General features: G+C 61.5%; 19 protein-coding genes. 16 read left to right on the top strand and 3 right to left on the bottom strand.

What is annotated here, in order from left to right:
- Positions 1–804: an exopolysaccharide production regulator ExoR gene (gene exoR, locus HJB89_RS17295; RefSeq protein WP_207583960.1), complete on the top strand. Its 804-nt coding sequence runs from the start codon at positions 1–3 to the stop codon at positions 802–804.
- Between the two features lie 17 nt (positions 805–821).
- Here exoR and xth read toward each other — a convergent pair whose 3' ends face one another.
- Entirely contained in the window at positions 822–1,613 is a 792-nt protein-coding gene (xth, locus tag HJB89_RS17300; protein ID WP_207583961.1) for an exodeoxyribonuclease III, read from the bottom strand.
- Between the two features lie 231 nt (positions 1,614–1,844).
- Entirely contained in the window at positions 1,845–2,177 is a 333-nt protein-coding gene (gene erpA / locus HJB89_RS17305; protein ID WP_164009248.1) for an iron-sulfur cluster insertion protein ErpA, read from the bottom strand.
- A 222-nt stretch (positions 2,178–2,399) separates the two neighbouring features.
- Here erpA and HJB89_RS17310 point away from each other — a divergent pair, with 222 nt between their 5' ends.
- The 13 genes from HJB89_RS17310 (at position 2,400) to HJB89_RS17370 (ending at position 17,858) form a co-directional block, all read left to right on the top strand.
- Entirely contained in the window at positions 2,400–3,617 is a 1,218-nt protein-coding gene (locus HJB89_RS17310) for a deoxyguanosinetriphosphate triphosphohydrolase (protein ID WP_207583962.1), read from the top strand.
- A gap of 64 nt (positions 3,618–3,681) precedes the next feature.
- Complete coding sequence (gene argS / locus HJB89_RS17315; protein ID WP_221132664.1) at positions 3,682–5,439, top strand: arginine--tRNA ligase; 1,758 nt, start codon at positions 3,682–3,684, stop codon at positions 5,437–5,439.
- A gap of 61 nt (positions 5,440–5,500) precedes the next feature.
- Positions 5,501–8,737, top strand: a complete 3,237-nt coding sequence (locus HJB89_RS17320) for an SPOR domain-containing protein (protein ID WP_221150275.1) — start codon at positions 5,501–5,503, stop codon at positions 8,735–8,737.
- Between the two features lie 114 nt (positions 8,738–8,851).
- Positions 8,852–9,865: a beta-N-acetylhexosaminidase gene (gene nagZ, locus HJB89_RS17325; protein ID WP_207583965.1), complete on the top strand. Its 1,014-nt coding sequence runs from the start codon at positions 8,852–8,854 to the stop codon at positions 9,863–9,865.
- An 18-nt stretch (positions 9,866–9,883) separates the two neighbouring features.
- Positions 9,884–10,741 carry a ScpA family protein gene (locus HJB89_RS17330; protein ID WP_221116319.1) on the top strand — a complete coding sequence of 286 codons (858 nt, stop codon included), beginning with the start codon at positions 9,884–9,886 and terminating at the stop codon, positions 10,739–10,741.
- Positions 10,738–11,454: an SMC-Scp complex subunit ScpB gene (gene scpB, locus HJB89_RS17335; protein WP_207583967.1), complete on the top strand. Its 717-nt coding sequence runs from the start codon at positions 10,738–10,740 to the stop codon at positions 11,452–11,454. Before HJB89_RS17330 ends, scpB begins: the two co-directional genes overlap by 4 nt.
- A 183-nt stretch (positions 11,455–11,637) precedes the next feature.
- Positions 11,638–11,829, top strand: a complete 192-nt coding sequence (locus HJB89_RS17340; RefSeq protein ID WP_064709192.1) for a twin-arginine translocase TatA/TatE family subunit — start codon at positions 11,638–11,640, stop codon at positions 11,827–11,829.
- Positions 11,830–11,880: 51 nt separating this feature from the next.
- Positions 11,881–12,489: a Sec-independent protein translocase protein TatB gene (tatB, locus tag HJB89_RS17345; RefSeq protein ID WP_207583968.1), complete on the top strand. Its 609-nt coding sequence runs from the start codon at positions 11,881–11,883 to the stop codon at positions 12,487–12,489.
- Positions 12,486–13,313, top strand: a complete 828-nt coding sequence (gene tatC / locus HJB89_RS17350; RefSeq protein WP_207583969.1) for a twin-arginine translocase subunit TatC — start codon at positions 12,486–12,488, stop codon at positions 13,311–13,313. The genes tatB and tatC overlap by 4 nt, the downstream gene beginning before the upstream one ends.
- 100 nt (positions 13,314–13,413) lie before the next feature.
- Complete coding sequence (gene serS / locus HJB89_RS17355) at positions 13,414–14,697, top strand: serine--tRNA ligase (RefSeq protein WP_207583970.1); 1,284 nt, start codon at positions 13,414–13,416, stop codon at positions 14,695–14,697.
- A 5-nt stretch (positions 14,698–14,702) separates the two neighbouring features.
- Positions 14,703–15,476, top strand: coding sequence for a 5'/3'-nucleotidase SurE (surE, locus tag HJB89_RS17360; protein ID WP_207583971.1), 774 nt, complete (start codon positions 14,703–14,705; stop codon positions 15,474–15,476).
- Entirely contained in the window at positions 15,473–16,126 is a 654-nt protein-coding gene (locus HJB89_RS17365; RefSeq protein WP_007628476.1) for a protein-L-isoaspartate(D-aspartate) O-methyltransferase, read from the top strand. The genes surE and HJB89_RS17365 overlap by 4 nt, the downstream gene beginning before the upstream one ends.
- Before the next feature lie 139 nt (positions 16,127–16,265).
- Positions 16,266–17,858 (top strand): peptidoglycan DD-metalloendopeptidase family protein, encoded by a 1,593-nt coding sequence (locus HJB89_RS17370; RefSeq protein WP_207583972.1) that lies wholly within the window; start codon positions 16,266–16,268, stop codon positions 17,856–17,858.
- 73 nt (positions 17,859–17,931) lie between these two features.
- Here HJB89_RS17370 and HJB89_RS17375 read toward each other — a convergent pair whose 3' ends face one another.
- On the bottom strand, positions 17,932–18,804 hold the full coding sequence (locus tag HJB89_RS17375) for an ATP-binding protein (RefSeq protein WP_207583973.1): 873 nt from the start codon (positions 18,802–18,804) through the stop codon (positions 17,932–17,934).
- Between the two features lie 204 nt (positions 18,805–19,008).
- On the opposite strand from HJB89_RS17375, the gene yajC reads away from it, so the two are divergent.
- The gene (yajC, locus tag HJB89_RS17380) at positions 19,009–19,356 is read left to right on the top strand and encodes a preprotein translocase subunit YajC (RefSeq protein WP_007628493.1); all 348 of its coding nucleotides are present in this window, start codon (positions 19,009–19,011) and stop codon (positions 19,354–19,356) included.
- 45 nt (positions 19,357–19,401) lie between these two features.
- Positions 19,402–21,942 carry a protein translocase subunit SecDF gene (secDF, locus tag HJB89_RS17385; protein ID WP_221150277.1) on the top strand — a complete coding sequence of 847 codons (2,541 nt, stop codon included), beginning with the start codon at positions 19,402–19,404 and terminating at the stop codon, positions 21,940–21,942.
- Positions 21,943–21,945: the final 3 nt, after the last annotated feature.

The raw sequence follows: 21,945 nt of genomic DNA on the forward strand, positions 1-21,945 counted from the left end.
ATGGTGACGTCCGAGTTCAGACTGTTCAAATTCATGCTGATGGGCATGTCGATGGCCGTAGCGCTGGCGCTGTCCGGCCCGGTCCGCGCATTTGACATCAAGGCGGGCGTCAGCAAGGAATCCGGACCCTTCGACCTCTTCAAGTTCGGCTTCAAGGCCTATAAGAACGGACAGAAGGAAGAGGCGGTCGAAGCCTATAAATACGCTGCTGAAAAGGGGCACACCGGCTCACGCTGGGCGCTCGCCAATATGTATGCCGATGGCGACGGTGTCACGCAGGATGATTTCGAAGCCTTCAAGATTTACAGCGAAATCGCCCAGCAGGGCGTCGAACCGGGCTCGGAAGATACCGGCTTCTTTGTCAACGCGCTGCTGTCGCTCGCCAATTATTACAAACACGGCATATCAGGCAGTCCGGTCCGGATCGACCTCAGCCAGGCGCGCCAGCTTTATTTTCAGGTGGCCTCCACCTTTGGCGTCCCCGAGGCGCAGTTCCAGCTGGCGCAGATGATGCTGGCCGGCGAGGGCGGCAATTCCAGCCCGCAGCAGGCGAAGAAATGGCTGAACCAGGCCCGCAAGAGCGGTCACCCAGGCGCCATGGCGGTCTTCGGCAATATTCTTTTCGACGAGGGCCAGACGGCCCGCGGCCTGGCGCTGATGACGGCCGCGCTCGACCGCTGCAAGCCCAAGGATTGCAGCTGGATGGAAGCGCTGCAGGAACAGGCCTTCTCCGTTGCCAATGAGGCCGACCGCCGCACGGCGGTATCCCTCTCGCACAGCATCGCAACTAGCTCCGACGACTAGTATCAAGGCGAAAAGCCTCAGGCCGTGAAATCGAAATAAGCGATGACCGGTACGTGGTCGGACGGCTTTTCCCAGGCCCGCACGTGTTTTTCGATTGCAGCCGACGTCATCCGGTCGGCGGCCTCAGGCGACAGCAGCAGATGATCGATGCGGATGCCGTTGTTCTTCGGCCATGCGCCGGCTTGATAATCCCAGAAGGAATAGAGCTGCGTCGCATCCGTCGTCACGCGCACGGCATCCGTCAGCCCGAGATTTTCGAGCCGGCGGAACGCCTCCCGCGTCTGCGGCAGAAACAGCGCATCGCTTTCCCAGACCTTGGGATCGAAGCAGTCGTGCGGTTCCGGGATGACATTGTAATCGCCGGCAAGGACCAGCATCTCCTCATAGGCCAGCCGCTCGGCTGCAAACGTCCGCAGGCGCTCCATCCAGGCGAGCTTGTAGGGATATTTTTCCGTGTCGACAGGATTGCCGTTCGGCAGGTAGAGGCAGCAGACGCGCAGGATACGTGTGTCGGGCAGGGTGAACACCGCTTCGATGAAGCGGGATTGTTCGTCCAGCGGATCGCCGGGCAGGCCGCGGTTCACTTCGGAAGGTGAACTCTTCGAGAGAATGGCCACACCGTTGAAGCCCTTCTGACCGTGCGTCTCGACGTGATAACCGAGCGCCTCGATCTCGAGCCTTGGAAAACCTTCGTCGACCGTTTTGATCTCCTGCAGGCAAACGATATCCGGATCGGAATCCTTGAGCCATTGCGTAAGATTGTCGATGCGCGCCTTGACGCCATTGATGTTCCAGGTCGCGATCTTCATGGCTCTGTCCCGTTGCGCATAATGCATGTCGCCCAGAAATGTGCAGCGGTTCTGGATAACGGCATGCATAAAAACAAAAGAACTAAAGCGCGCCGCATGAATCAGCTTCGAGGCGGTGCGCTTTAGTGCGCTTCTTTTATCGTGGTCTTTCGTCGTCGGACAAGACGGTAAACCGGCCGAAAGCATTATCTTCGGCCGGTTCGATGGGGAGAACGCAGTGCGTTCGGATCTTCAGATCGAGAAGCTGGTGCCACAACCGCAGCTTGCCACTGCGTTCGGGTTCTTGATCTGGAAGGATTGACCGAGCAGATTGTCGACGAAGTCGATCTCGGAACCCGCCATGTAGACGAGCGAAAGGCTGTCGATCAGCACCTTGGCATTGTTCTTTTCGACGACGACGTCGTCGTCATCAGCGCTGTCGGCAAGGTCGAACTTGTAGGAAAAGCCCGAGCAGCCGCCGCCTTCGACGGAGACGCGCAGCGCGCTCTTGCCGGCCTCGGCGCCGACGATCGCAGCGATACGCTTTGCTGCGGCATCTGAAAGGGTTACACTCGTATCCGTCATGTTTCCTCCTGCCGGGGTCAAGATCCGGAGAGAATGGGTTTTGGCACTCGAATATTCAAATGCCTGATATCAAACAAACTTATCATGATCTTCGTAAAAAGGCCATGATGCGCCGAGGTGGTTGAGAAAGCACCTCTTTGCCGTTTCTTCGGGCTATAGGTATGAAGAGCGCAAAGCGGCGTCAATGGGCAGATGCGGCAACATGCAGGATGACGGTGAACAATGACGATCGATAGGCGTGCTTTGGGTTTCGGCAGCGGTGAAAGGGCGGTCTATGCGGCCGACCCCTGGACGACGCGCGGACGGCTTTATCAGGAGGATGAAAGCCCGACGCGCTCCGACTTCCAGCGCGACCGTGACCGCATCGTCCATACCACCGCCTTCCGACGGCTGAAGCACAAGACCCAGGTCTTCATCGCTCAGGACGGCGATCATTACCGTACCCGGCTCACGCATACGATCGAGGTGGCGCAGATTGCCCGCGCGCTCGCCCGCGCCCTGAAGCTCGACGAGGATCTGGCCGAGGGCGTGGCGCTCGTGCACGATTTCGGCCACACGCCGTTCGGTCATACCGGCGAGGACGCGCTGCACGAGGTGCTGCTGCCCTATGGCGGCTTCGACCACAATGCACAATCGCTGCGCATCGTGACCAAGCTGGAGCGGCGTTATGCCGAATTCGACGGCATCAACCTGACATGGGAAAGCCTCGAAGGTCTGGTCAAGCACAATGGTCCGCTGCTGACGCCCGAAGGTGTCGGCACGCGCGGTCCCGTTCCACAGCCGATCCTCGATTATTGCGAGCTGCACGATCTCGAGCTTGCAACCTATGCCAGTCTCGAGGCCCAAGTCGCGGCGATCGCCGACGACATCGCCTATAACACCCACGATATCGACGACGGCCTGCGCTCCGGCTACCTGACTTTCGATATGCTGGAGGAAATCCCGTTTCTCGCCGGGCTGATGGCCGAGGTCAGGGCGCGATACCCGCATCTGGAGCCGAGCCGCTTCACCCATGAGATCATGCGCCGGCAGATCACCCGCATGGTCGAAGACGTGATCGGCGTCGCGCAGGCACGCCTTTCCCTGCTGCGCCCCGAGAGCGCAGCCGACATTCGCGGTGCCGACCGGGTTATCGCCACGTTTTCCGATCACATGGCCGAGACCGACAGGCTGATCAAGGCGATGCTCTTCAAACGTATCTACCGCAATCCCGATATCATGCGCATCCGTGCGGGTGCGGCGCAGATCGTCACCGATCTCTTTGCCGCCTACATGGCCAATCCCAAGGAGATGCAGAGCCACTACTGGGTCGATCATATCGCCGGCCTGTCGGATGCGCCGAAGGCCCGCCATGTCGGCGATTATCTCGCCGGCATGACCGACACCTATGCGATCAGCGCCCACAGGCGATTGTTTGACCAGACTCCGGATTTGCGATAGGCAGCGGTCGCCCCGCCGAAGGCCGATTTAAGCCTTTGGCACAGCCTATGCATGGAAGAGTGTGATGAACCTTTTTACCGACTTCGAAGCCAGGATCAAAACCGCCCTTGAACAGATCGATCTGGTCAGGGAAAAGCGATCCGAGCTCGATTTCGGCCGCATCGCCGTCGAGCCGCCACGTGACGCGAGCCATGGCGATGTCGCGACCAATGCCGCCATGGTGCTGGCAAAACCGCTCGGAACCAACCCGCGCGCGCTGGCCGACATCATCATCGCCAAGCTCAGGGAGGATGCCGACATCGCCGAGGTTTCGGTCGCCGGCCCGGGTTTCATCAACATCCGTCTGGCCGTCGGCTACTGGCAGCGGCTGCTCGCTGCGATGATCGGCGCCAGCATCGATTACGGCCGCTCGACGCTTGGTGAGGGCCGGAAGGTCAACGTCGAATATGTCTCGGCCAATCCGACCGGCCCGATGCATGTCGGCCATTGCCGCGGTGCCGTCGTCGGTGATGCGCTCGCCAACCTGCTCGCCTTTGCTGGTTACGACGTCGAGAAGGAATACTATATCAACGATGCCGGCTCGCAGATCGACGTGCTCGCCCGTTCGGTTTTCCTGCGCTATCGCGAAGCGCTCGGCGAAAAGATCGGCGAAATTCCCTCGGGTCTCTATCCAGGCGACTATCTCGTGCCCGTCGGCCAGTCGCTTGCCGCCGATTACGGCGTACGGCTGCACAACATGCCGGAAGACCAATGGATGCCGATCGTCAAGGATCGCACCATCGATGCGATGATGGTGATGATCCGCGAAGACCTGGCGGCGCTGAACGTCCATCATGACGTCTTCTTCTCCGAGCGCACGCTGCATGCCCATGGTGCAGCCGCGATCCGCACGGCGATTAACGACCTGACCTTCAAGGGCTATGTCTACAAAGGCACGCTGCCGCCACCGAAGGGACAACTGCCTGAGGATTGGGAGGATCGCGAACAGACGCTGTTCCGCTCGACCGAAGTCGGTGACGATATCGACCGGCCACTGATCAAGTCGGATGGCTCCTACACCTATTTCGCCGCCGACGTCGCCTACTTCAAGAACAAGTTCGACCGCGGTTTCGACGAGATGATCTATGTGCTTGGCGCCGACCATGGCGGCTACGTCAAGCGCCTGGAAGCGGTTGCACGTGGCGTTTCGGACGGTAAGGCGAAACTGACGGTGCTGCTCTGCCAGCTCGTCAAGCTCTATCGCAACGGCGAGCCGGTGAAGATGTCGAAGCGCTCGGGCGATTTCGTTACGCTTCGGGAAGTGGTCGAGGAGGTCGGTCGTGATTCGGTGCGTTTCATGATGCTTTATCGCAAGAATTCCGAGCCGCTCGACTTCGATTTCGCCAAAGTGACGGAACAGTCGAAAGATAATCCGGTTTTTTACGTGCAATATGCGCATGCCCGCTGCATGTCGGTCTTCCGGCAGGCGAGGGAGGCTTTTGGCGACCTCGATGTTTCGGCCGCCGAACTGGCGCAAACCGTTGCAGGCATTGGCGATCCGGCCGAATTGCAGCTCGTCGCCAAGCTCGCCGAATTCCCGCGGATCGTCGAGGCTGCAGCCCAGTCACAGGAGCCGCATCGGGTCGCTTTTTACCTCTACGACCTCGCTAGTTCTTTCCATGCGCACTGGAACAAAGGTAAAGATCAGCCGGAATTACGATTTGTTAATGATAAAAACCGAGAATCAACTATTGCCAGACTTGGGCTGGTGTACGCCGTCGCGTCGGTTTTGAAGTCGGGACTTGCCATTACAGGCACTGCCGCACCGGACGAAATGCGATAACGTCACCATTTCCCCACAATGCGCTGGCAATTCAGAGTTGGCGTTTGCGAGTGGGATAGGCATGGCTGATAAACAACTTGCGTATGATACGCGCGGAAAAGATGACCTGTTTGCCGACGATGATCCGTTGGCCGAACTTGCCCGTATCGTCGGCTTCGAACCCCGTGTTGCAGCAAACACGATAACCGAGCCCGCGCGGCAGGAGCCCGCCCTCGATCTCGAGGACGAGCTTGGCCGCGAGTTCGACCGTTACGATTCGCCACGTCCGCTCGCAGAGCTCGACCGGCCAGCCGAGCCGATCTCTGACGACGTCATCCCCGAAGATTACATTGAGCCCGTTCTCGATGTTTCTCCGGCTGCCGAGAGGCCGGAGGTTGCAGAGCCGGTTTCCGTCGCCTCCGTTGAGGCTGAGGAAGCAACTGTGCCTGCAGCAAGCAACTGGGATGCGCCCGCCGCCGACCCGGCGGCTTGGCCGCAGCAGCTTTCCGTCGAGCCCGCTTTCGAGACGCCGGTGCAATCGGCTATCGGCGGTGCCCGCGACCTGATCGAGGAGCTTGAGCTGTCGATCGGTGCTGCTCCGGTCTCTTCGCTGCCGCAGCCCGCCAAGGCGCCGCAGTGGTCGGCCGCCAGCATCAGGTTGCCGCTTGCCAATTTCCACGCCGCGAAACGCGAGGAATCGGTTGTTCCGCCGAAGCCCGAACCTGTGGTCGAAGCAGCCGCAGCGCCGGTGGCTGAAGCGCATTCCGCCGATCTGCCCGCTGCAGAGCCGCAGCCCGCAATCGAGCAGTCCGCCCCCGCCGTCGAGCAGTTGGCCCCCATCGTCGCTGCCGAGCCGTCCGAGGAATTCGAATCCGCGTCTCCGTCGCTCGGCTTCCCCGCCGAGCTCGATCGCCACGACGAGGTGATCGCGTCGGAAGAGGTTGCCGAGGTCGAGGACTTCGTCGAAATCGAAGACGATCTGGAAGATTTCGGGTCCGACGCCGGTTTCGATCTCATTGCCGCCGCCGTCGAAGGCGAGATCCAGGCCGATGCCGCGCTGACCGAGGTCGTGCCCGACGTTCCGCACACTGCCGGCACTTTCGATCTTGACGATCTGCTCGCCGACGTCTCGCGTTATCCGGTACCGCAACGCCCCAATCCGGCGACGGTTTCGCCGCAGGCCGAATCGATCGAGGCAGCTCCCGTTGCCGCTGCATTTGTCCAGCCGCAAGTGATCGCGCCGGCACCGGTCGTCGCGGCTGCCGCTCGGCCTGCTCCGGTCTATGCTGCTGAAGCCGTAACGGTCGCGCCGCAGCTTGCCGAGGTCGCTGCACCTCAGCCTGCCGCGACGGCATATTCGCGGGCACAGCAACCTGTACCGGAAGCCGACGATCCCTTCGCCGGCCATGATTTCGAGCTGGATCTTGCCGGCATCGAGCTGGAACTCGCCGATCTCGATTTCTCCGAACCGCCAGAGCTGGCTCCGGCTGAGCCCGTGCCGCAGCTGGAGCCGGCAGTCCGTGCTCCCGAGCAGGCCGCTGCCATCTCGCCTAGGTCAGCGGCCGTTTTTGCGCCTGAGCCACAAATTCCTGCTTTCCAGCAGGCGGCTTCCGCCCCTGCACGGCCCGCTCCGGCTGTCGTTGCTGAGTCCCACGTTCGGGCTCAGGCTCAGGTTCCAACTCCGGCTCCGGCCTTCAACTGGACGCCTGTCGCTGACTCGACCGAAGACTTGCCGTTTGATCCGGCGATGATCTCCGATCCGGAGGATCGTCCTGAGGCTGTCGAGGACATGCACGTGCCGGCGCTACCGCCGGTCGAGCAGCCAGCTCCGGTCGCGAAAACTCAGGATTTCGATTTCGATCTCGACGCGGAGATCGCGAGCTTCTTCGAACCGGCCAAGCCGCGGGAAAACCCGGCGCCGGCCACGGATACGGCTGCCGCAGCGGCAAAGGTGGTCAAGCCCACCATCGCCGATGGCCTCGATGATTTCGAACGGGCGCTGGAGGAGGATTTCCGCCGCAGCGTGCGCGAGCCGGTCGAGCGCCGCGAAACCTCCGAAGTTCGGATTGAGTCGGCAAGCCAGGCGGCTGATTTCAGCCGGGCCCGGTCGATGCGCCGGCTGCTTGCCGGAGCCGTCGTGCTCGTGGTCTTCGCCGGCGTCGGTTACGGTGTCTATTCCTCCGTCTGGAACGGCGAGGGGCTCGGCATCGTCGCATCGGGCGAGCCGCGCGTGATCGCTGCGGACAAGGAGCCGGTCAAGGTCGTTCCGGAAAATCCCGGCGGCAAGACCGTGCCGAACCAGGACAAGGCGGTCTACGACCGTGTTGCCGGTTCTGCCGAGGAGCCGAAGCAGAAGGCGTTGGTTTCTTCCGACGAGGCGCCGGTCGATGTCGTCCAGCGCACGCTGACACCGGAAGCGCTGCCTGAGGACGACGAGAACGCCAACCCGAGTGATCAGGTCACACCGACCGCAGTCGGTGAGACGGAGGATCCTCGGCTGCTGCCGAACCAGGACAATGCCGAAAACGCGCCCGCTAGCGATGCCGACAAGGCGCCGTCCGTTTCGCCGCGCAAGGTCCGCACGATGATCGTCAAGCCCGATGGCACGCTGGTCGCCCGCGAGGAACCAGCAGCCGTCGACCAGCCGGCTGCCCCGGTGACATCGTCTGCTCAGCCGATGCCGGCGTTGACGGCCCCGTCGGCGCAATCGGCTTCGCCGGTGCCGCCGGTAGGCGGAACGGCCGCAAGCTTCCCGTCAAGCGCCGAGGTTGCTTCCGCCGATGCTCGTTCTGCAGCACCTGCCGAAACGACGCCGGCACAGCCGCCGCTGACAGGTGGCGCCGACACGCAGGCTGCAAATCCCGCCCCGGTCCAACCGCCGGTGCGCCCGGTCAAGACCGGGGCGGCGACCGATACCGCTCCGGTTCCGATCGCCCGTCCGGCCGAGCAGCCCGTCAACGTTGTCGGCACCGTGACCGAGAAGGGCAATGTCCGACCGCCGGCACAGCAGCCGAAGACGACTGAGGTCGCGGCCGCAGCACCGGTCGCCGCTCAGCCGCAGCAGGCCGCGTCCGCCGGCGGCTACGGCATCCAGATCGCCTCATTGCCGTCGCAAGACGAGGCGACCAAATCCTATGCCAACCTGTCGAAGAAATTCGCCGGTGTGCTTGGTGGCCGCGCACATGAGATCCGCAAGGCCGATATCGCCGGCAAGGGCACTTTCTACCGTGTCCGTATTCCTGCCGGTTCCAAGGACGAGGCCGCAGCGCTCTGCGAACAGTATCGCGCAGCGGGCGGCAGCTGCCTGATCTCCAAGTAGTCTCGGGTTTGAATGGAATAACAAGAGCGGCGGGCCGGATCGGTCCGCCGCTCTTTTTTGTGCATCGCTTTCGACCTTGCTCGCATTTGGCCGGGCGCCGTCTATGATTCTCAAATGACCGAATCAAAAGCGATGATCCTTGGCTGCAGTGGCCTTTCCCTCACATCCGAAGAGAAAGCCTTCTATCGGGGCGAACGGCCCTGGGGCTTCATCCTCTTCGGGCGCAACATCTCGGAGGCAGGTCAGATTACCGATCTTGTCGCCGAACTGCGCGACAGCGTCGGCTGGCATGCACCGGTGCTGATCGACCAGGAGGGCGGCCGTGTCCAGCGCATCCGGCCACCCATTCTCAAGCGTTATCCCTCAGGCCGGGAACTCGGCGATCTCTATCGCCGCGACCCAGGGCTCGGCCTGCGCGCCGCATGGGCGATGTCGCGGCTGCACGCCTTCGACCTTTCGAGCCTCGGCATCGATGTCGATTGTCTGCCGGTGCTCGATGTGCCGGTCGAGGGCAGCAGCAATGTCATCGGCGACCGCGCCTATGGCGGCGATCTCGAGACCGTCATCGCGATGGGCCGGGCGGCTGCCGAGGGGCTGAAGGCCGGCGGCCTGTTGCCGGTGATGAAGCATGTTCCCGGCCACGGCCGCGGCTTTGCGGACTCACATCTGGAACTTCCTGTCGTCACCGTCTCGCGCGATGAGTTGGAAGCCCATGACTTCCCACCCTTCGTCGCGATGAAAGACGAGTTGATGGCGATGACCTGCCACGTCGTCTTCACCGCCATCGATCCCGATAATCCGGCGACAACGTCGCGCAAAGTGACCGACGGTATCATCCGCGAGCATATCGGCTTTACCGGTCTGCTGCTCTCCGACGACAGCTCGATGAATGCTCTTTCCGGCACGATCGGTCAACGCGCGGCGAATATCATTGCAGGCGGATGCGATATCGTGCTGCATTGCAACGGCCATATGGACGAGATGCGCGAGGTCGTGGCAAATGTTCCGCAGATCGCCGGTCAATCGCTTGTCCGCGCAAAAGCGGTGGAGGCGGGCTTCACGGCAGCAGATGCCGCCGACGAAGCGGAATTGAGGGCAGAATTCGAGGCGATGTTTGCGACGGTCTGATTGTAGAGGAGCAGGGTGGTGAACACGGTCAAGGGCACGGAGCGTTCGCAGGCGGCAACGCCGATGGACAAGCTGTGGCAGGAAAATGGTGCCGAGCGCGCCAGCCACGAGCCGGCGTTGGTGATCGATGTCGCCGGCTTTGAAGGCCCGCTCGACCTGTTGCTCTATCTTGCCCGCAACCAGAAGGTTGATCTGTCGCGCATTTCGGTGCTGGCGCTTGCCGAGCAATATCTGCAGTTCGTCGAAAGCGCCCGGCGCATCCGCATCGAGCTTGCCGCCGACTATCTCGTCATGGCAGCCTGGCTCGCCTTTCTGAAGTCGAGGCTGCTCATTCCCCAGCAGGCCAAGGATGACGGTCCTTCCGGCGAGGAACTGGCGGCAACGCTCGCCTTCCGGCTGAAACGCCTCGAAGCCATGCGCCAGGCTGCGGAAGGCCTCGTCAACCGCAACCGTCTCGGCCGCGACATCTTCATGCGCGGCGCGCCCGAGCATATTCCCGACCGGCAGCAATCCGCTTATGCGGCCAGCCTCTACGATCTGTTGACCGCCTATGCGGCGCTGCGCCAGCGCAATGCGGTCACCCATGTGACGATCGAGAGACGCAGCGTCTGGTCGCTGACAGATGCCCGCGAATTGCTGACCCAGATGATCGGCGAGGTCGGCGACTGGACAGCGATGGAGCATTATCTGCTGCGCTATCTCGCAGCGCCCGAGGAACGCGTCACGGCGATCGCTAGCGCTTTTGCCGCCTCGCTAGAGCTGGTGCGCGAGGGCAAGTTGGAAATCCGCCAGGACGGCGCCTTTCAGCCGTTATACATGCGCCGCGGTCCCAAACACGCCACGCTGCAGGTGGTGGAGCAGGAGCAGCCGGCTTGATCGATCCGAAGAGTGATGAGGATTTCGAGGACGATTTCGAAGGCAGGGGCCGCGACTTGCAGGCGGAGATCGAGGCAGAGCGCATCGCCGAGGCGCTGGTCTTCGCTTCCTCGCAGCCGGTTTCCGAGAGCTTCCTGGCTGAGCGTCTGGCTGAGAATGCTGACGTGCGCGCAATCATGCTGCGTCTGAAAGCGCAATATGCGCCGCGCGGCGTCAACCTCGTGCAGATCGAGGGCGCCTGGGCCTTCCGCACCGCGGCCGATCTGTCCTTTGTCATCCGCCGCGATGAAAACGAGGTGAAGAAGCTGTCGCGCGCCGCACTGGAAGTGCTGGCGATCATTGCCTATCACCAGCCGGTGACCCGGGCCGAAATCGAGGATATCCGCGGCGTTCAGACCTCGCGCGGCACGCTCGACGTGCTGATGGAAGCCGGCTGGGTGCGGTTTCGCGGCCGCCGGCGCACGCCGGGCCGGCCAGTGACACTGGGCACGACACGCGATTTCCTCGACCATTTCGGTCTCGAGGAACTGCGTGACCTGCCCGGTCTCGAAGAATTGAAGGGAGCGGGCTTGCTGTCAGGCCGGATTCCGGCGAATTTCAATATTCCCTCGCCGTTGATGAACGACGAACTGACCGAGGACGAGGACCCGATAACCCAGATGGACCTCGAGGAACTGGGGTTGCTGGCGCCGCGCGGCGCCTCCGAAGATTGAGGGGCTTGCGTCTTGCTTTTGCCATGCATGGCGAAAACAATGGGGGCCGCCACTTTTCGACGGGTCAATGGCTTGTCACAAAGGGCGATACCGTGACATTAAGCGCAGTTCAAAAGGCGTGATGTTGGAAACGGTGTTTGAAATCCTTACATCGTGGGAACAACGAAACAGGGAGTTAGGGTAATGGGTTCTTTTAGCATGTGGCACTGGTTGATCGTTCTGGTCATAGTGCTGTTGTTGTTCGGTCGCGGCAAGATCCCGGAACTGATGGGCGACGTTGCCAAGGGCATCAAGAGCTTCAAGAAGGGCATGACGGACGAGGACGCGCCGGAAACGGCAAAGACCGTCGATCACAAGGCCGACGAAACGAAATAACCAAGTCCGGGAAAAGGCGCTGCCCCCGCGCTTCCCGTCCAGGAGCCTTGCATGTTCGATATTGGCTGGACCGAGCTTTTGGTCATCGCGGTGGTCCTGATCGTGGTCGTCGGTCCCAAGGATTTGCCGCCGATGCTGCGCGCTTTCGGCAAGATGACGCAGCGCGCCCGCAAGGTGGCGGGTGACTTCCGCGCGCAGTTCGATGAAGCGTTGCGCGAGGCAGAGCTTGACGATGTCCGCCAGACGCTCAGCGACGCTCAGAAGCTCAACCCGGTGAATAGCCTGCGCGAGGCGATGAATCCGCTTCGCCAGATGGGCAACGAGATCAAGGCCGACCTGCAGAAGGCGACCGTGGCCCCGGAAAACAAGACCGAGGTGCCGCCTGCTGCGGTCTCAGCCCCGACGCCGTCGATGAGCCTGCCGGAAACGCCGCCGTTGGTGCCGGCGCCTGCGCAGCCTGAACCCGTCGCAGCAGCGATCGTCCAGGCCGAAACGGTTGCCGCCAAGCCGAAGGCCGTACGCAAGCCACGCGCCAAGGCCGCAGATAAGGCCGCCTTTGCCATTGCCGCGCCTGTGGAAAAGCCGAAGCGCACGACGGCAGTCAGGAAGCCTGCAACGCCGAAGACGCCGGTACAGATGAAGAAAAAGGACGAGGCATGAGCGGTGAGTCCGAAGATAAGCCGCAGCCGTTGATCGAGCACCTGATGGAGTTGCGCACGCGGCTGATCTGGTCGATCGGCGCGTTTTTTATCGCCTTCATCGCCTGCTTCTTTTTTGCCAAGCATCTCTTCAACTACTTAGTCATTCCCTACAAGACAGCCGTAATATGGGCGCATCTCGACGTCGAGAAGGCCCAGCTGATCTACACCGCGCCACAGGAATTCTTCTTCACGCAGGTCAAAGTGGCGATGTTCGGCGGACTGGTGGTCGCTTTCCCGATCATTGCCGCCCAGGTCTACAAGTTCGTAGCGCCCGGCCTCTACAAGAACGAACGTCAGGCCTTCCTGCCGTTCCTGATCGCCTCGCCGGTCCTGTTCCTGATGGGCGGCGCGCTCGTCTATTTCTTCTTCACGCCGATGGTCATGTGGTTCTTCCTGTCTATGCAGCAGGCGCCGGGTCATGACGAGGTGGCGATCTCGCTGATGCCGAAGGTCTCGGAATATCTGAGCCTGATCATGACGCTTGTCTTCTCCTTTGGCCTCGTCTTCCAGCTTCCCGTCGTCACCACGCTGCTCGCCCGCGTCGGACTTCTGACGTCGCAATGGCTCGCCGAAAAGCGCAAGTTCGCCATCGTGCTTGCCTTCATCGTCGCCGCCGTGTTGACGCCACCGGATCCGATGTCCCAGATCGGCCTTGCGATACCGACGATCCTTCTCTACGAGATTTCCATCCATGCGGCGCGACTCGTAGAGCGCCAGCGTGCCCGGCAGGCGGTCGAAAAGGACACCGAATCCGCGGACGTTGCCAAGACGGACAGCGTCTGAGCGGCAATCCGGAAATCCTTTCATGAACGCCGTCTCATCCGGTCGAAGCCCGCTCAGGCTTTGGCCGGGTCACTTCTGTTGCAAACGATCTGGAACGACGATGCTCGATATCAAATGGATCCGTGAGAATCCCGAAGCGCTCAATGCCGCTCTTGCCAAGCGCGGCGCGGAGCCTCTGGCCCAAAGCCTCGTCGCCCTCGATGAAAAGCGCCGCTCTGCCGTGCAGAAAGCGCAGGACTTGCTGTCTCGCCGCAATCTCGCCTCCAAGGAGATCGGCGCGGCGCTGTCCCAGAAGAATGGCGAGCTTGCCGAGAAGCTGAAGGCCGAGGTCGCCGAATTGAAGACCCTGCTGCCGGCGATCGAGGAGGAGGACCGGCTACTGACGGCCGAACTCGCCGACGCGCTCTCTCGCATCCCCAACATACCTTTCGACGATGTTCCGGTCGGCAAGGACGAGCACGACAATGTCGTCACCCGCGTCGTCGGCGAAAAGCCGCGCTGGAACCATACGCCGAAGGAGCACTTCGAAATCGGCGAGGGGCTCGGCTATATGGATTTCGAGCGCGCCGCCAAGCTCTCCGGCTCGCGCTTCACGGTTCTGACCGGGTCGCTCGCCAGGCTCGAGCGTGCGCTCGGCCAGTTCATGATCGATCTCCACACCCGTGAGCACGGTTATACCGAAGTCAGCTCGCCGCTAATGGTGCGCGCTGAAGCCCTGTTCGGCACCGGCAACCTGCCGAAGTTCGAAGAGGATCTCTTCAAGACGACGGACGGTCGTTATCTCATTCCGACAGCCGAAGTGACGCTGACCAATCTGGTGCGCGAGGAAATCCTCGATCAGGAAAAGCTGCCGCTCCGCTTCACCGCCTTGACGCCGTCCTTCCGTTCGGAAGCGGGCTCGGCCGGCCGCGATACGCGCGGCATGCTGCGTCAGCACCAGTTCTGGAAATGCGAACTCGTCTCGATCACCGACGCCGAAAACGCCATCGCCGAGCATGAGCGCATGACGGCCTGCGCCGAAGAAGTTCTGAAGCGCCTAGGTCTGCATTTCCGCACGATGACGCTTTGCACCGGCGACATGGGCTTCGGCTCGCGCAAGACCTACGATCTCGAAGTTTGGCTGCCGGGACAGAACGCCTTCCGCGAAATCTCCTCCTGCTCTGTCTGTGGCGATTTTCAGGCCCGCCGGATGAACGCGCGCTACCGCGACAAGGACGACAAGAGCAACAGGTTCGTCCACACGCTGAACGGCTCCGGCACCGCTGTCGGCCGCTGCCTGATCGCCGTTCTCGAAAATTATTTGAACGAAGATGGGTCCGTCACGATTCCGGACGTTTTGCTTCCCTATATGGGCGGATTGACCAAAATCGAACGGGCGGCCTGAAGGCGATGCGCATCCTGCTGACGAATGACGACGGAATTCACGCGGAAGGCTTGGCCGCGCTGGAGCGGATCGCCCGCACGCTGTCCGACGACGTCTGGATCGTGGCGCCCGAGACTGATCAGAGCGGCCTTGCCCATTCGTTGAGCCTGTCGGAACCTTTGCGGCTACGCAAGATTTCCGACAAGCATTTCGCCTTGCGCGGCACGCCGACCGATTGCGTCATCATGGGCATCCGGCAGGTGATGGACATCAAGCCCGATCTCGTTCTCTCCGGCGTCAATTCGGGCTCGAACGTCGCAGACGACGTAACCTATTCCGGCACTATCGCCGGCGCCATCGAAGGCACGATGCAGGGTGTGCGTTCCTTCGCGCTGAGCCAGGCCTACCTCTATGAGGACGGCGCGCGCATCGTTCCTTGGGAGGTCTGCGAGACACATGCGCCGGCCCTTCTGGAAAAGCTGATGGTTCTGGACCTGCCGCAGGGCACGTTTCTCAATCTCAACTTCCCGAACTGCGGTCCCGACGAGGTCGATGGCGCCGAGGTGACCATGCAGGGCAAGCTCGCCTTCAACCTGCAGGTCGACGCCCGCTCCGATGGCCGGGGCTTTCCCTATTACTGGCTGAAGTTCGGCGAACGCGCCGGCGCCTTCATCGAAGGCACGGATATTCATGCCCTGAAGCATAACAAGATTTCGGTAACGCCTTTGAAACTGGATCTGACCGATTATTCCGTGACGGACCGCGTGGCGCGGGCCTTGGGATACGGAGCACAGGTTTGACGGCAAGACTGGCCGAGAAAGAGGGCTTTGCGGCGCTCGTCCTTAGATTGCGTGCCGAAGGCATCTCCGACCTCGATCTGCTGACGGCGGTCGAGCAGACGCAGCGCTCGCTCTTCGTGCCGCCGCAATTTTCCGATGATGCCTATTCGAGCCGGACGATACCGATCGAATGCGGCTCCTTCCTTGAAGGCATCGATTTTGTCGTCCGCATCCTGCATCACCTCAAAGTCAAACCAGGACAGCGCGTCCTCGAAATCGGCACCGGCAGCGGCTTTACCGCCGCCGTCATCGGCAGAATGGCTGAGCGTGTTCTGTCCATCGACCGCTACAAGACGCTGACATCGGCGGCACAGCGGCGCATGGAATCGCTTGGCCTGCGCAACGTTATCATCCGCCACGCCGACGGTAGTGCCGGCATGCAGGGAGAGGGCACCTTCGACCGCATCCTGGTGACGGCGGCCTTCAATGCGATGCCGCGCTTTTATACCGACCAGCTTGTTTCCGGCGGCTCGATGATCGCGCCGTTGATGATCTCCGAAACCGAATGCCGCATGGTGCGGTTGACGAAAACCGGCAGCCGGTTCGAACGCGAAGAACTGTTCGAAGCCCCGTATCTGCCGATCGTTCCGCGCCTTGCCTCGCTGCTGTAAGCTCTACGATTTTTCACCCGTAAGCTATGGTTATCAACTTCTCAAAAATACCGCACTGATTCCAGCATCTTAACCGCGTGGTAATACTAACGCGTTTTAATAGACTCACAAATGGTTGCGTTCTCAGTGGGTCGAGTCAATGCGTTTCAGTCTTTCGCCGAAGTTCGGGAAGTCGGCCGGTAATCTTCTGGTTGTGGGTCTGTTGGCGAGTGCCGCAACAGGCTGCAGTTCCGATGTGACACGGTTTGGCGGCTTGTTTTCCTCCTCAGGGCAGGATCAGATCACCACCAGTTCCATTCCGCGCAGGGGTGGTGCTCAGGGCGATCCGGTGCCGCGCGCCGATCTCGGCGGCTCCGCCGTTGCCAGCCAGTCGGGCTACGGCGGCGGCAATGGTGCGCTGAGCCAGCCTTATCCGTCGAGCCCCAGTTATGATCCGGTCCGCACGTCGAGCGCCCGCATGGCTTCCGCACCGGTCTCGGTGCAGCGTTCCGAGCTTGCTGCGCCGACGGCTGTTGCGCCTTCCCGCCAGCGGGAAAAGGAAGTCGCGCTCGCCCAGCCTTTCCCTTCAGCGCCCCAGGCCGAAAAAAACCGATTGGTGGCCCCGGCTGCGCCGAAGCTGACGCCCGATACTCTGACGACGGGCACGACGCCGAAGGTTTCAGGCTGGTCCGGGACCAATGCCCCTTCCGTAACGCTACGTCCGGGCGAAAGTGTTGCCACGCTGTCCAGGCGCTTCGGTGTTCCGGAAAAGGAAATCCTGCGGGTCAACAACCTGAAGACGGCTTCCGCCGCTGCGCCCGGCCAGGCGATCCTGATCCCGACCTTCAATGGCGGCAATGCCGCCAAGGCGGCGTCGCAGGCGGCCGATCTTTCCAGGCCCGGCAAGATGCCGGAACCGGTGAAGGCTCCTGAGCAGAACGTCGCCGTCATTCCCGGCGCCAATTCCGCCCGCGACAAGACCATGGCGAGCGCCGATTCTACCGGCAAGCTTCCGGCCGGCGCCGGCAAGGATCCGAAAGCGCCTGCCGGCAGCTACGTCGTCAAGCAAGGCGATTCGCTGGCAAAGATCGCCAAGGCGACCGGTAGCAATATCGACGATCTGAAGGCCGCCAACAAACTTTCGGCCAACTCGCTCCGGATCGGCCAGGCCCTGAAGATCCCGAACGGCACTGCCGACAATATCAAGACGGCGTCGATCCAGCCCGAGAAGGTCGATCCGAAGCCGGCTCAGACAGCGCCGGCCCAGCAGACGGCCTCCGTTCAGCCAGCGCCCTACAAGGCGCCGGCCGCCACCCAGACGGTCGACGATGTCGAAAAGAAATCTGACGTCAGCTCCGCCGCACCGGAATCGACCGGCATCGGCAAGTACCGTTGGCCGGTCCGCGGTCAGGTCATTGCTTCATACGGCGCTAACGTCAACGGCAACCGCAATGACGGCATCGACATCTCGGTTCCGCAGGGAACGCCGATCAAGGCCGCCGAAAATGGCGTCGTCATTTATGCCGGCAACGGCCTGAAGGAACTCGGCAACACGGTTCTCGTCCGTCACGACGACGGCACCGTCACCGTCTACGGTAATGCCGATACTTTGAGCGTCGCTCGCGGCCAGAAGATCCAGCGTGGCCAAACCGTCGCCGTCTCCGGCATGAGCGGCGACGTCAAGCAGCCGCAGGTCCATTTCGAGGTGCGCAAGGACGCATCCCCGGTCAACCCGATGACTTTCCTGGAATAGGTATAGCGTACCAGGAAACGAGAAAAGCCCGGCAACAGCCGGGCTTTTGTCATTCAATGCATATCATTCTAAATTAGACCCGGTCGATGTGAACGCGCATGCGTCCGGCCAAGTCCTGAATATACTGCCAGGCGACACGGCCGGAGCGCGCCCCGCGCGTCGTTGCCCATTCCAGCGCTTCGGCATGCATCTTGCCGCGTTCGAGCCCGAGCTTGAAGTGATCGGCATAGCCGTCGATCATGCCGAGATAGTCTTCCTGGCTGCATTTGTGGAAGCCGAGCCAGAGGCCGAAGCGGTCGGACAGCGAAACCTTCTCTTCCACCGTCTCCGACGGATTGATCGCCGTCGACTGCTCGTTTTCCATCATGTGGCGCGGCAGGAGATGGCGCCGGTTCGATGTGGCATAGAAGAGTACATTGTCCGGCCGCCCCTCGACGCCGCCGTCGAGTGCTGCCTTCAGCGATTTGTAGGCGGTGTCGTCATGATCGAAGGACAGATCGTCGCAGAAGACGATCACGCGGTACGACGTGTCCTTCAAGAGGTCGAGCAGATTGGGAAGGCTGGAGATATCCTCGCGATGGACTTCGACCAGTTTCAGCGAGACACCACTTTCGCGGCTGACATCCTCGTGCACGGCTTTGACCAGCGAGGATTTTCCCATGCCGCGTGCGCCCCACAGCAGCACATTGTTGGCGGCATAACCCTCGGCGAAACGCACCGTATTCTCATGCAGAATGTCGCGCACATGATCGACGCCGCGGATGAGCTTCAACGCCACCCGGTTCGGCTTCTTCACAGGCTGCAGATGCTGGCGCAGAGGCGCCCAGACGAAACAGTCGGCAGCATCCCAGTCGTTGAGGGCAGGCGCCGGCCCGGCAAGACGCTGGAGGGCATCGGCGAGCCGTTTCAGTTCGGCAAGCAGGGCATTGTTGATTTCCTCGGTCATCGCAGGCCTCCTGTTTTTCGCTGCGGCAATCCGCTTTGATCTTTCGCTGCGGGGTAGCATGGCGTTTTGACGCCGGAAAGGTTATGAGGCAGCGGAATCGGTACTGTTTCCGGCTGTTTCTGTTGCATTCACCGAAGCCGTAACTATAGTCCGGCAACCTGAAAAAAGAGGCGGTGTTCCGCCGTGAAGCCTGAGGAGTTTAGCATGTTCATCACCCCGGCATTCGCCCAGAGTGCGACCGACACCGCAACCGGTTTCGGTGGCTCCGGTTTCGAAATGATCATCCTGTTCGTGCCGCTGATGGTCGTCTGGTACTTCCTGCTGATCAGGCCGCAGCGCGCGCAGGCAAAAAAGCGTGACGAGACCCTGAAGGCGATCCGTCGCGGCGACCAGGTCGTCACCGGTGGCGGTCTTGTCGGCAAGGTTACCAAGGTCGTCGACGACAAGGAAGTCGAAGTCGAGATTGCCGACGGCGTTCGCGTACGCATCGTCCGCAGCGGCATCTCTGAAGTGCGGGTCAAGGGTGAACCCGTCAAGGCCGACGCAGCGTAACGAGCGATAACGGCAGGACCGCCGGATCGGAAGATCGTCGAGAGAATGTTGCATTTTTCCCGCTGGAAAACACTTCTGATTTGGCTGGCCGCGTTTGCGGCCATCGTCATCGCTGCGCCCAATCTGCTGAGCGAGGAGCACCGTTCCGCTCTGCCGGGCTGGTTGCGTCACGACCGCGTGACGCTCGGTCTCGATCTGCAGGGCGGCTCGCATATCGTTCTGAAGGTCGAGCGTTCCGATGTCGTCAAGGACCGCCTGGAAGAGGCGGTCGCCAATGTGCGCAATGCGCTGCGTGGCGCCGGCATCCGCTATACCGGGCTGACCGGCAATGACCAGACCGTTACTGTCCGCATCACCGATCCGGCCGAGACGCAGAAGGCGGTTGATCTCCTGACACCTTTGACGGCGACTGCCGGCAGTTTAGGGCCGGAGGTGGCGCTGCAGCGGGGCGAGGAGGGACAGCTCTCGCTGCAGATTTCCGACGCCGGCATCACAGCTGACGTCGCTTCCGCCCGGACTCGATCGCTCGATATCGTTGCCCGCCGTATCGCTGGATTCGGCCATGCGAATTTCCTTGTTCACCCCGATGGCGCCGACCGGATCGTCGTGCAGGTGCTGGGATCGGTCGATGCGGAACGGCTGAAAAACCTGCTCAACCAGCCGGCCAAGCTTTCCTTTCATCTGATCGATGCAAGCATGTCGGGGCAGGAGGCGCTGAACGGCCGTTGGCCCGCGACATCGCAAGTGCTCTATTCGCTTGATGATCCGCCGATCCCATATCTCGTCGACCGCACGGCTTTCGTCTCCGGCAGCAATATGGTCGATATCGAGCCTGTCGTCGATCCACAGACGCAGGATACCTCGATTACTTACCGCCTCGATGCCGAAGGCACGCAGCGGCTGGCGGAGGTGACGGGGCAGAATATCGGCAAGCACCTTGCCATCGTCTTCGACGACCAGGTGATGTCGTCACCGGTTATCGATGCGGCGATCACTGGCGGCGAGGGCGCGATTTCGGCGAACTTCTCCGAGGATGGCGTCCGCGATCTTGCGATCATGCTGCGCGCCGGCGCCCTGCCGGCGACGCTGACGAGCGTCGAGGAACGCAGCGTCAGCCCAAGATTTGGCGCTGATTCGATCTTCAGTGGCCTTGTTGCCGGCCTCGTCGCCGTCGTGCTGGTCGCAGCACTGATGATCGCGCTCTACCGCATTCTCGGCGTCATCGCCGTCGTCTCGCTGTTTTTCAACCTGATTCTCATCGTTGCGGTGCTGAGCCTTGCCGGCGCGACGCTCACCTTGCCCGGGATTGCCGGCATCGTGCTCATCGTCGGCATGGCGGTCGACTCGAACGTTCTGATCTACGAGCGCATCCGTGAAGAGGAGAAAACCACCCATTCCTTCGCAGAGGCCGTCGGCCGCGGTTTCACGCGCGCATTCGCAACGATCGTCGACGCAAATGTCACGATCTTTATCGCCGCGATCATCCTTTTTTACCTCGGCAGCGAATCCATCCGCGGTTTCGCGGTGACGCTGGCGGTCGGCATCCTGACGACAGTCTTCACGGCCTTCACGCTGACGCGCTCGATCGTCGCCGGCTGGCTGAAAGGCCGCCATCCCCGGCATCTGCCGAAGAGCGTTCTGACCGATCTCTTCGAACACGCCAATATCCGTTTCATGGGAATCCGCCGTTATGTCTTTACGGCGTCAGCGGTCATCTCGCTGATTGCCATGGCCGCCTTTGCTACCGCCGGCCTGCGTCTCGGCATCGATTTCACCGGTGGCTCGCTCATCGAGGCGACGGCGAAGCAGGGCAATGCCGACCTCGCCGATCTTCAATCACGCCTCAACGATCTCAATCTAGGCGAGGTGCGTGTGGAGCGCACGGGCGGGCCGTCGAATGCGCGGATCAGCATCGCGTCCCAAGGCGGCGGCGAAAATGCCGAACAATCCGCGGCGACGCTGGTGCGCGGCGAGCTCCAGGAGGATTATGACTTTCGCCGCGTCGAGGTCGTCGGCCCCGCCATCTCCGGCGAATTGACGATGATGGCGACGCTCGGCGTGCTTGCAGCGCTTGCGGCGATCCTCATCTACATCTGGATCCGCTTCGAATGGCAGTTTGCGGTCGGCGCCATAGTCGCAACGCTGCACGATGTCATCATCATGCTCGGTCTCTTCGTCCTTACCGGCATAGAATTCAACCTGACGAGCATTGCCGCGGTGCTGACCATCGTCGGTTACTCCCTGAACGACACGGTCGTGGTCTATGACCGAATGCGCGAGAATCTGAAGCGATACAGGAAGATGCCGCTGCCGATCCTGATCGATGCTTCGATCAATCAGACGCTGTCGCGCACCATTCTGACCGCCGCGACGACGCTGCTCGCCTTGCTCGCGCTCTATCTTTTCGGGGGCGATGTCATCCGCTCCTTCACCTTTATGATGCTCTTCGGCGTCGCTCTCGGCACCTTCTCTTCAATCTATATCGCCGCTCCCGTGTTGATCGTCTTTCGGCTACGCCCGGAGGCTCCCGACGGGGAAGAGAGCAACAAGACGGATGTTGGTGTAAAATCCGGCACGGTGGTTTGAAAA

Origin of the sequence: Rhizobium sp. NZLR8 (genome assembly GCF_019685025.1) — a bacterium.
GTDB lineage: Bacteria > Pseudomonadota > Alphaproteobacteria > Rhizobiales > Rhizobiaceae > Rhizobium.

Excerpts from the sequence above, each read along its gene's own strand:
- exoR (WP_207583960.1), top strand. The coding sequence starts at position 1 with ATGGTGACGTCCGAGTTCAGACTGTTCAAATTCATGCTGATGGGCATG.
- xth (WP_207583961.1), bottom strand. The coding sequence starts at position 1,613 with ATGAAGATCGCGACCTGGAACATCAATGGCGTCAAGGCGCGCATCGAC.
- erpA (WP_164009248.1), bottom strand. The coding sequence starts at position 2,177 with ATGACGGATACGAGTGTAACCCTTTCAGATGCCGCAGCAAAGCGTATC.
- HJB89_RS17310 (WP_207583962.1), top strand. The coding sequence starts at position 2,400 with ATGACGATCGATAGGCGTGCTTTGGGTTTCGGCAGCGGTGAAAGGGCG.
- argS (WP_221132664.1), top strand. The coding sequence starts at position 3,682 with ATGAACCTTTTTACCGACTTCGAAGCCAGGATCAAAACCGCCCTTGAA.
- HJB89_RS17320 (WP_221150275.1), top strand. The coding sequence starts at position 5,501 with ATGGCTGATAAACAACTTGCGTATGATACGCGCGGAAAAGATGACCTG.
- nagZ (WP_207583965.1), top strand. The coding sequence starts at position 8,852 with ATGACCGAATCAAAAGCGATGATCCTTGGCTGCAGTGGCCTTTCCCTC.
- HJB89_RS17340 (WP_064709192.1), top strand. The coding sequence starts at position 11,638 with ATGGGTTCTTTTAGCATGTGGCACTGGTTGATCGTTCTGGTCATAGTG.
- tatB (WP_207583968.1), top strand. The coding sequence starts at position 11,881 with ATGTTCGATATTGGCTGGACCGAGCTTTTGGTCATCGCGGTGGTCCTG.
- tatC (WP_207583969.1), top strand. The coding sequence starts at position 12,486 with ATGAGCGGTGAGTCCGAAGATAAGCCGCAGCCGTTGATCGAGCACCTG.
- serS (WP_207583970.1), top strand. The coding sequence starts at position 13,414 with ATGCTCGATATCAAATGGATCCGTGAGAATCCCGAAGCGCTCAATGCC.
- surE (WP_207583971.1), top strand. The coding sequence starts at position 14,703 with ATGCGCATCCTGCTGACGAATGACGACGGAATTCACGCGGAAGGCTTG.
- HJB89_RS17370 (WP_207583972.1), top strand. The coding sequence starts at position 16,266 with ATGCGTTTCAGTCTTTCGCCGAAGTTCGGGAAGTCGGCCGGTAATCTT.
- HJB89_RS17375 (WP_207583973.1), bottom strand. The coding sequence starts at position 18,804 with ATGACCGAGGAAATCAACAATGCCCTGCTTGCCGAACTGAAACGGCTC.
- yajC (WP_007628493.1), top strand. The coding sequence starts at position 19,009 with ATGTTCATCACCCCGGCATTCGCCCAGAGTGCGACCGACACCGCAACC.
- secDF (WP_221150277.1), top strand. The coding sequence starts at position 19,402 with ATGTTGCATTTTTCCCGCTGGAAAACACTTCTGATTTGGCTGGCCGCG.